10 protein-coding genes are annotated in these 8,718 nt (G+C 72.8%); 2 read left to right on the plus strand and 8 right to left on the minus strand.

Annotated elements, in window-relative coordinates; translation table 11 throughout:
- Positions 1–11 precede the first annotated feature (11 nt).
- Positions 12–878, plus strand: coding sequence for a 3-methyladenine DNA glycosylase (locus AB0C25_RS21680; RefSeq protein WP_357375751.1), 867 nt, complete (start codon positions 12–14; stop codon positions 876–878).
- A gap of 13 nt (positions 879–891) precedes the next feature.
- Here AB0C25_RS21680 and AB0C25_RS21685 read toward each other — a convergent pair whose 3' ends face one another.
- Both AB0C25_RS21685 and AB0C25_RS21690 read right to left on the minus strand, forming a co-directional pair.
- Positions 892–1,488: a TetR family transcriptional regulator gene (locus AB0C25_RS21685; protein ID WP_357375753.1), complete on the minus strand. Its 597-nt coding sequence runs from the start codon at positions 1,486–1,488 to the stop codon at positions 892–894.
- A gap of 73 nt (positions 1,489–1,561) precedes the next feature.
- Positions 1,562–2,560, minus strand: coding sequence for an aldo/keto reductase (locus AB0C25_RS21690; RefSeq protein ID WP_357375755.1), 999 nt, complete (start codon positions 2,558–2,560; stop codon positions 1,562–1,564).
- Positions 2,561–2,684: 124 nt separating this feature from the next.
- Between AB0C25_RS21690 and AB0C25_RS21695 the strand changes: the two genes are divergently transcribed.
- The gene (locus AB0C25_RS21695) at positions 2,685–3,671 is read left to right on the plus strand and encodes a phosphotransferase (protein ID WP_357375757.1); all 987 of its coding nucleotides are present in this window, start codon (positions 2,685–2,687) and stop codon (positions 3,669–3,671) included.
- 17 nt (positions 3,672–3,688) lie between these two features.
- Here AB0C25_RS21695 and arfB read toward each other — a convergent pair whose 3' ends face one another.
- The 6 genes from arfB to AB0C25_RS21725 all read right to left on the minus strand — a co-directional run bounded on the left by arfB (position 3,689) and on the right by AB0C25_RS21725 (position 8,438).
- Positions 3,689–4,114 carry an alternative ribosome rescue aminoacyl-tRNA hydrolase ArfB gene (arfB, locus tag AB0C25_RS21700; protein ID WP_357375759.1) on the minus strand — a complete coding sequence of 142 codons (426 nt, stop codon included), beginning with the start codon at positions 4,112–4,114 and terminating at the stop codon, positions 3,689–3,691.
- A gap of 34 nt (positions 4,115–4,148) precedes the next feature.
- Positions 4,149–4,445, minus strand: a complete 297-nt coding sequence (locus AB0C25_RS21705) for a hypothetical protein (protein ID WP_357375761.1) — start codon at positions 4,443–4,445, stop codon at positions 4,149–4,151.
- Between the two features lie 96 nt (positions 4,446–4,541).
- Entirely contained in the window at positions 4,542–5,396 is an 855-nt protein-coding gene (locus AB0C25_RS21710; RefSeq protein WP_357375763.1) for a trypsin-like peptidase domain-containing protein, read from the minus strand.
- Positions 5,397–5,434: 38 nt separating this feature from the next.
- Positions 5,435–6,394 carry a VWA domain-containing protein gene (locus tag AB0C25_RS21715; protein WP_357375765.1) on the minus strand — a complete coding sequence of 320 codons (960 nt, stop codon included), beginning with the start codon at positions 6,392–6,394 and terminating at the stop codon, positions 5,435–5,437.
- Positions 6,391–7,392 carry a DUF58 domain-containing protein gene (locus AB0C25_RS21720; RefSeq protein WP_357375767.1) on the minus strand — a complete coding sequence of 334 codons (1,002 nt, stop codon included), beginning with the start codon at positions 7,390–7,392 and terminating at the stop codon, positions 6,391–6,393. The genes AB0C25_RS21715 and AB0C25_RS21720 overlap by 4 nt, the downstream gene beginning before the upstream one ends.
- Positions 7,389–8,438 (minus strand): MoxR family ATPase, encoded by a 1,050-nt coding sequence (locus AB0C25_RS21725; protein ID WP_357250596.1) that lies wholly within the window; start codon positions 8,436–8,438, stop codon positions 7,389–7,391. Before AB0C25_RS21725 ends, AB0C25_RS21720 begins: the two co-directional genes overlap by 4 nt.
- Between the last annotated feature and the right edge of the window lie 280 nt (positions 8,439–8,718).

Here is an 8,718-nt window from a genome sequence, read left to right on the forward strand (position 1 = left end):
CCCTGGGGTGCGTGACCGCCGCCCTCGCCCCCGTCGTGCTCGACGCGGCGCAGTGGCAGGCCCGCCGGCGCGCCCACGAGGAGCGGGCGGACGTCTGGCTGACCCCGCACCTGGCCCGCCGGCGACGCGGCGAGCGGCATCCGGTGGCCGACTTCCTGTTCACCTACTACTCGCACCGCCCGGCCCAGCTCCGTCGCTGGCATCCGGGTGCCGGGGTCGAGCTGCGCGATGCCGACCCGGCCGAGTTCGGCCGGGACTACCGCGCCACCACCGCCGGGGTCACCCTCGACACCGATGGGGTACGCGCGCGGCGCGGCGACTCGATCGCCTGGATCCGCTCCCTGCTGGCGGCCACCGCGGGGCGGGCGCCGCACTTCGGCTGCTTCGGGATGCACGAGTGGGCGATGGTCTACCGGCAGACCCACGAGGAGGTACGACACAACGCCTGGGCGCTGCGGCTGACCCCGGAACGGACCGCCGCCGTCGTCGAGGAGCGGGGCGTGCGGTGCAGCCACTTCGACGCGTTCCGGTTCTTCACGCCGCCGGCCCGGCCGTTGAACCTGCTCGCCCCGACCAGGGAGACGCAGCACGCGCACGAACAGCCGGGCTGCCTGCACGCCAACATGGACCTGTACAAGTGGGCGTACAAGTTGTCGCCGCTGGTGCCCTCGGAGCTGGTCGCGGACTGTTTCGAGCTGGCCCGGGACATCCGCACGCTGGACATGCGGGCCAGCCCGTACGACCTGGCGGCGCTGGGTTACCCAGCGGTGCGGGTGGAGACCGCCGACGGGCGGGCGGAGTACGCGGCGGCGCAACGCGGGTTCGCCGACCGGGCCGCCGTACTGCGTGACCGGTTGCTCGCCGCCGTCGCGGCCTGATCGAGGGTTCGGCTCAACCGGCCGTGCGGGTACGCAGCCCGTCGACGAGCAGGTCGACCACTGCCGTCAGGTCGTCGTCGAGCCCGGGCTCGGTCCACTCGGTGCGGTGTGACGGGTGGTGGAACCGAGCGGTGGCCTGGAGCAGCGCCCGCCCGGCCACCGCCGCGTCGGGCACGCTGAACTCTCCGGCCGCCACCCCGTCCGCGACGATCAGGCTGAGCTGACCGGCGAGCACCTCCAAGTGGTTGGCGACGGCGCCCTCGGAGAGCGTGGCGAGCTGGTGGAAGTTGTCGAACAGTTCCGGGTCCTCGCGGGCCATCCGGCGTTTGGTGCCGCTCAGCTCGGCCAGCCACCGACGCAGCCGTAGGGCGGCCGGCTCGGGGCCGGTGCCCACCTCGATCAGTGGGGTGGAGACCCGGGCCAGCCAGCGTTCGGCGACCGCCTCGCGCAGGGCGGCCTTGCTGGCGAAGTGCCGGTAGACGCTGCCGTGGCTGACGCCCAGCGCACGTGCGACGTCCAGCACCGTGGCCTTCGCCGGCCCGTAGCGGCGCAGTACCTCCTCGGCGGTGTCGAGGATGCGGTCGGCGGTCAGGGCGGTGGCGTCGCTCATCAGCCCAGCCTCCCTGACCGCGCGGGCAACCGTGGCGCGGCCCCCCGACCTACGGTCGCGCCACGGCCTGCGGTCATGCGCGCTCGCTGTCCAGGAACGCCATCTGCGCCTCGTCGTAACGGGAGCCGGATGCCGCGCCGGCCGGGACGGCGGCTTCGATGGCGGCCAGGTCCGCCTCGGTGAGGGTGACGGTCGCGGCGCCCAGCGCCTCGGTGAGCCGCTCCCGGGTGCGGGCTCCGATCACCGGCACGATTGTCGCGCCGCGGGACAGCACCCAGGCGATGGCGATCTGCGCCACGGTGACGCCGCGCGCCTCGGCGATGGCGCGTAGCGCATCCACCAGGGCGAGGTTGCGGTCCAGGTTCGCGCCGGCGAACCGGGGCAGGTGGGTGCGGAAGTCGATGCCCGTGGTCTGCCGTCCGGGCTGCCAGTGGCCACTGATCAGGCCGCGGGAGAGCACCCCGTACGCGGTGATCCCCACGCCCAGTTCGCGTGCCGTCGGCAGGATCGCGGCCTCCGGGTCGCGGGAGATCAGGGAGTACTCGATCTGGAGGTCGCTGATCGGGTGCACGGCGTGCGCCCGGCGCAGCGTCTCCGCACTCACCTCGGACAGGCCGATGTGCCGGACGTGGCCGGCCTTGACCAGATCGGCCAGGGTGCCCACCACCTCCTCCACCGGGACGTCCGGGGAGAGCCGGGCGGGTCGGTAGATGTCCACGTGGTCGGTGCCGAGCCGGCGCAGCGTGTACGCCAGGAAGTTCTTGATCGCGACCGGCCGGACGTCGTTGCCGTTCCAACCGCCCTCGGCGTCGCGAAGCGCACCGAACTTGACGCTGATCACCGCTTTGTCCCGGTTGCGGCCGCGCAGCGCGTCGCGCAGCAGCATCTCGTTGTGGCCCATGCCGTAGAAGTCGCCGGTGTCCAGCAGGGTGATGCCGGCGTCCAGGGCGGCGTGGATGGTGGCGATGCTCTCGGCCTCGTCGGCGGTGCCGTAGAGGTCGGACATGCCCATCAGGCCGAGCCCGAGGGCGGAGACGGTGGGCCCGGTGGCGCTGAGGGAGCGGGTGTCCATGGGGGTGTCCTTTCATCGTGGGTACCCGACGACCGTACATCATCTGACTGACAGATTCCAGCTTCTGTCAGCGACGGCGCCGGCTCGGCTGACACCGTGGGCACGGTGTGGTGGGATACCGCGCATGGCCGAATCGCACGTCCCGGCGTTGGAGATGCTGTGGGAGGCACACGACCCCGGCGACACGCTGGCGGGACGGTTCGGTTTCAGCGACGGTGAGTCGGCCGGCCGATGGATTGCCGACCTGCTCGACGAGTACTGGGGTGTTCGGGTCGACTCCTGCGAGCGGATCGTGATGAGCAGCGGCAACGCGCTCGCCTGGGTCGGCACGCCGGCCGGCCGGATGCTCGCGAAATGGTCGGTGGTGCCCGACCGCTTCCCGCGGCTGGCGGCGATCGCGCGTCTCACGAGCTGGCTGGACGACCAGGGTCTGCCGGTTTCGGCACCCGTCCCGGCGCGGGACGGCCGCCTTCAGGTCGAAGCCGGTCACGTCTCGATCGGTCTGCAGCGGGTGATCGCGGGCGAACTCCTCGACACCGCCGACCCCGCCCAGGTTTGGGCAGCCGGCGCGCTCCTGTCGCGGCTACAGGAGGCACTGGCAGCCTGCCCGCATCCCGACCCTGATGCCGCCTCCACCTACTCCGTTCCCGCAACGCCGCTCGCGGCCCGGGTCCTCGGCTGGCTCGACACGTACGCCGAGCAGGTGCCAGCGACCGCCCGCGACACCCTGCGCGCTCTGGTCGCCACCGCGCCCGCCGACCCGCTGCCACGGCAGCTCCTGCACTCCGACTTCCGGGCGGCCAACATTCTGTGCGCCGGAACCGAGATCGTCGCGGTCCTGGACTTTGAGGAGGCCCGGGCGGACCACCGGGTCGTCGAGGCGGCCCGGTCGGCGGTCCTGCTCGGTACCCGCTATCACGACTGGGGACCGGTGCCGGTCGCGGTGCACGCGCAGTTCCGCGCCGGCTACGAGTCCGTGCGCCGCCTCAGCCCGGTGGAGGCGGCTTGGTGGGACATCGTGGTGCTCTGGCAGACCCTGGCCTTCGTGCCGCCCGGCGCCGACCCGACCGGCTGGGGAGCGTCGGCGCTGAGCCAGTTGGGAAAGGGTTGAGGACGAGGCGCGCCTGATCAGTCGTCGTCGGCGCGGCGGTCTCGCTTGCGCTGGGACTGGCGCTTCTTCTCGGCCAGCCGGCGCTCCTTGGCCCCACGGGACGGTCGGGTCGCCCGGCGGGGCGGCGGCGGGGGCGCGGCGGCCTCCCGCAGCAGCGCGGTCATGCGTTCGCGGGCCGCCTCCCGATTGGCCAGCTGGGCCCGGTGCTCGCTGGCGGCGATCGTCAGCACCCCGTCGACCAGGCGGTTGGCCAGCCGGGCGAGTGCCCGTGACCGCAGCCAATCGGGCACGGCCGGCGAGTTGGCCAGGTCGTAGCTCAGCTCGACCCGGGAGTCCGCGGTGTTCACACCCTGCCCACCCGGCCCCGACGATCGGGAGAAGCGCTCCCGCAGCTCCCCGGCGGGAACGATCCACCGATCGGTCACCCGCAGTCCGTCGTCCACGCCCCGAGGCTAACCCGCGGCGACCCGCCAGGGGTCATCGGTGCGGGGTCTTGCTCTGCGTGGGCGACTGGCTGGGCGCCGGCCCGGCGGCTTCCTCGTCGGAGCCGGCTGCCGCGTACGCCACCGCGCCGAAGAGCAGGAGCGCGATCACCCCGGCCTTCACGGCGACCCCACGGATCAGCGACCAGGCGCCTCGACGGGCACCCGGCACCGACTTCCGGACCGTCTGGTAGTCGTTCCACCCGCGTCGTGCCCGGGCGTACGCCGACCCCACCGCACATCCGATGACCAGGCCCACCAGCAGGAGGACCGCGAGAAGAGGACGCTCCACCTCCGCCAGTATCCATACCGACAGTGATATCGCCATAGCCCGATGCCGTCCGGCCGGATATCCGACACTGCCCGCGTCAGCGGCTGTCCGCGCAGGTCAGCCGCCCTTGCCGATGATCGTGTCGGCGGTCTGCTGCACCTGGTCGATGGGGATGGCGAAGCCGATGCCGATCGAGCCACTCCCGTCGATGGTGGCGATGGCGGTGTTCACGCCGACCACCTCCCCACGGGCGTTGACGAGCGGCCCTCCCGAGTTACCGGGGTTGATGGACGCATCGGTCTGCACGGCGCGGTGCCGGTTGTTGCCCAGCCGTACCTCGCGGTCCAACGCGCTGACGATTCCCGCGGTGACCGTTCCGGCCAGGCCGAGTGGCGAGCCCACCGCGAGCACCGATTCGCCGACCCGGGTCGCACCCGGTTTGGCCATCGGCAACGGGGTGAGACCGGCCGCTGCCGGCACCTTCAGCACCGCCAGGTCGCTGCGCGGCTCCCGGCCCACCACCTCGGCGGCGAACCGGCGGCCGTCGGGCAGCTCGACGGTCACCGGCCCGCCACCACCCTTGGCCAGGATGTGGTCGTTGGTGATCAGGTGTTGCTGGTCGTCCACCGCGAAGCCCGAGCCGGTCGCGGACCCGGCCGACGTACCGCCGGCCAGCACCGACACCACCCCGGGTACGGTCTTTTCGGCCGCGGTGACCAGCTCGGCGGGCACCGGGGCGGCGGATGCGGCAGCCGGGCCGGGCACCCCGTCCCGGGCGGCCACCACGCCCCCGGCGACGGCACCGGAGACGGCGGAGAGCGCCACCACGGCCAGTGCGGCGAGCAGCCGTCGCGGCCGTCGCTCGCCCGGGTCGCGCTCGGGCGGGTCCCACCACCCGCGCCCGTCCGGGTCGAGTTGGGGTGAGATGAACCAGGGACCGCGCGGTTCGCCCAGTCCGGTCTGTACTGCCATGCGTACTCCTCACGGTCGACGGCGGTGGTGCGCGGCGGTCAGGGCAGGCGGGAGAACCAGCGCATCGATCCGGCGGCGGCGCCCATCGCGAACACCAGTCCGAGGCCGATGAACCGAGCCGAGACGTCCTGCCGCTCCGTGCGGTAACCGACCGAGCTGCCGATGTCGTCGTAGACGGCCTTCAGCTCGTCGGTGGTGCTGGCCTCGTGGAACATCCCGCCGGTCTCCTCGGCGACCTCCTTGAGGGTCTGCCCGTCGACCGGCACCTGGATGGGCCGTCCGCCTCGGTCGACGAACCCGGACGGCGTCCCGAAGGAGATGGCGTGCACCGGCACCTCCGCCGTCACCGCCTCCGCGGCCGCTTCCATCGGGTCCATTCCAGAGGTGTTGGCACCGTCGGAGAGCAGGATGATCCGGGCTGGTGGTGTCTCCTTCGCGGCCTCGCTGTCCAGGCTCTTGACCGCGCCGAGCGAGGTGTTGATGGCCTCGCCGATCGCGGTGCCCTGGACACCGGTGATTCCCTCGGCGAGCCGGCCGATCCCCTCGTCGAGGGCGTCGCGGTCGGTGCCGGGCGGCACCAGTACGGCCGCGCTGCCGGCGAACGCGACGAGACCCACGTTGAACTCGTCGGGCAGGCCCTCGACGAACCGTCGGGCCGCCTGCTTCGCCGCGGCCAACCGGTCCGGTTCCACGTCGGTGGCGAGCATCGACGTGGACACGTCCACCGCAACCATCACCGTGGCACGTTCCCGGGGCACCTGGACCTCGGCGCTGGGCCGGGCGAACCCGACGACCAGCAGGGCAAGCATGGCCAGGAAGAGCCCGGCCGGTACGTGCCGACGCCAGGCGGGCCGCTCCGGCGCCACCCGGTCCAGCAGCCGCAGGTTGGTGAAGCGGACCGCGTACCGGCTGCGCCCGCGCTGCATCAGCAGGTACGCGCCGACGAGGGCCAGTACGCCGAGCAGCAGCCAGAGTCGCAGCGGCGACTGCCAGGTCACGCGACACCTCCCCGGGCCGGGCCGACCGGCGCGGTGGCCAGTCGACGCTGGGCGTGCACGTGCCGGACGATGTCCGCGCTCCAGTCCCCGTCGGTGCGCAGGGGCAGGTGGGTGGCGCCGCTGCGGCGCAACGACTGGTGGATCTGGTCGCGCTGGGCGGCGGCGGCTTCGGCGTACCGCTCGCGCAGCCGGCGGTCCGATGTGCACACCTCGCGGCGACGGCCGGTCTCCGGGTCCATGAGCGTGATCAGGCCGACGTCGGGCAGCTCCAGCTCACGTGGGTCGGTGACCTCGATCGCCAGCACCTGGTGCCGGACGGCGAGCCGGCGCAGGGTGCGCTCCCAGGGCGCTGGCTGGCCGGGGTCGTCGGGCAGGCCGTCGAGGAAGTCGGAGACCACCACGACCAGTCCACGCCGGTTGGCGATCCGGTGCAGCGCGTCGAGCCCGTCGGCCAGGTCCGGCGGCCTCCACCCCGGTCGGTCGCCGGGCGCGGTGGGTCGCGGGGCGGCGAGCAGCGTGCGCAGCAGGGTGAGCAGATGGGTACGTCCGCTGCGGGCCGGGAAGCGGCGTACCCCGTCGGCACGCAGCACCTGGGCGCCGAGGCGGTTCCCGACGCCCGCGGTCAGGAAACCGACCGCCGCGACCGCGGCCACCGCCAACTCCCGCTTGTCCAGCTCGGCGGTGCCGAACTCCATGCTGGCGCTGCCGTCGACGAGCAGCCAGGTGGTCAGTTCCCGGTCGGCGTCGATCTGGCGGACGTGCGGTACGCCGGTGCGGGCCGTCACCGCCCAGTCCATCCGGCGGACCTCGTCCTCGCCCGGTCGGTACTCGCGGCTGCCCGCGGGTTCACTGCCCGGCCCGGGCAGCAGGCCGCGGTACTGGCCGTGCAGCAGTCCGTTGAGCCGGCGCGTGACTGTCAGTTCCAGGCGACGGACCCGCTGGTCCGGGGCCAACTCGGCCAGGCCGGGGTCAGCCGGCGCGACGTTCGCTCGTCTCATGCCGCCGCCAGATCCGGCGTCTGCTGTGGGTGACTGGTGGCCAGCCGGGGCGGAGGCACCGCCTCGACCAGCCGCCGCACCAGGCTCTCCGCCGACACCCCGTCGGCCACCGCGTCGAAGGAGAGCACCAGCCGGTGGGCGAGGACGTCGACAGCCAGCTCACGGACATCCTCGGGCAGCACGTACTCCCGTCCCCGCAGCAGGGCCTGTGCCCGGGCGGCGGCGACCAGGCCCAGGGTGGCCCGCGGGCTGGCGCCGTACGCCAGCAGCGGGGCGATCTCCGGTAGCCCGAAGCGGCCCGGGTCACGGGTGGCGAGGATCAGCCGTACCACGTACTCGGCGAGCGCGTGGTGGACGAAGACCCGCTCGGCGTGGGCCTGGAGGTCCCGCAGTCGTTGCGCGTCGAGCACCGGGCGCGGGACCGGCCGGTCGGTGCTCATCCGGTAGAGGATGGCCAACTCGTCGGCGTCGCTGGGGTAGTCGACAACCACCTTCATCAGGAACCGGTCACGCTGCGCCTCCGGGAGTTGGTAGACCCCCTCGGACTCGATCGGGTTCTGGGTGGCCAGCACCAGGAACGGTTCCGGGACCGGCCAGCTGCGCCCGCCGATGGAGACCTGCCGTTCGGCCATGGCCTCCAGCAGCGCCGACTGCACCTTGGCCGGGGCACGGTTGATCTCGTCGGCCAGCACCAGGTTGGCCATGATCGGACCCAGTTCGATGTCGAAGGTCTCCTTGGAGGCCCGGTAGATCCGGGTGCCGACGATGTCGGAGGGGACCAGGTCCGGGGTGAACTGGATCCGGGAGAAGGTGCCGCCGACGACCGTGGCGAGGGTCTGCGCGGCAAGGGTCTTGGCCACCCCGGGGACGCCCTCCAGGAGGCAGTGCCCGTTGGCGATCAGTGCGGTGAGCAGGCGTTGGACGAGCCGATCCTGCCCGACGATCACGCGTTTGACCTCGAAGAGGGTCTGTTCCAGCTCGACGCCGGTCGGCTCGGGATCGACCGAGCTGGGCATGCTGGCCAGGGTGTCCGAGATGTCCGTCACGGTGCTTGCTTCCCGGGGCGAGGGCTCGGCAAACGTGGGATTGTGCGGCCCGGACCGGCCCGGAGTGGCCGGAACGGGGATGAGTCGCACGCAAGCGTGACGATCGGCGCGAGGCGCCGCGAGAACGGCTGATAGGCGCCGCGAGAACCGCTGATCGACTCGGTTTTCCGGAAGTCGGGGTGTCCACCTACCCCGGACACCCCGACTTCCTGTAAGCCGAGTTGATCAGCCCCAGGCACGGCGGCGAGCGACGGCCTGCGGACCGGGCCGGGCGACGGAC

Origin of the sequence: Micromonospora sp. NPDC048839 (assembly GCF_040649915.1) — a bacterium.
GTDB lineage: Bacteria > Actinomycetota > Actinomycetes > Mycobacteriales > Micromonosporaceae > Micromonospora.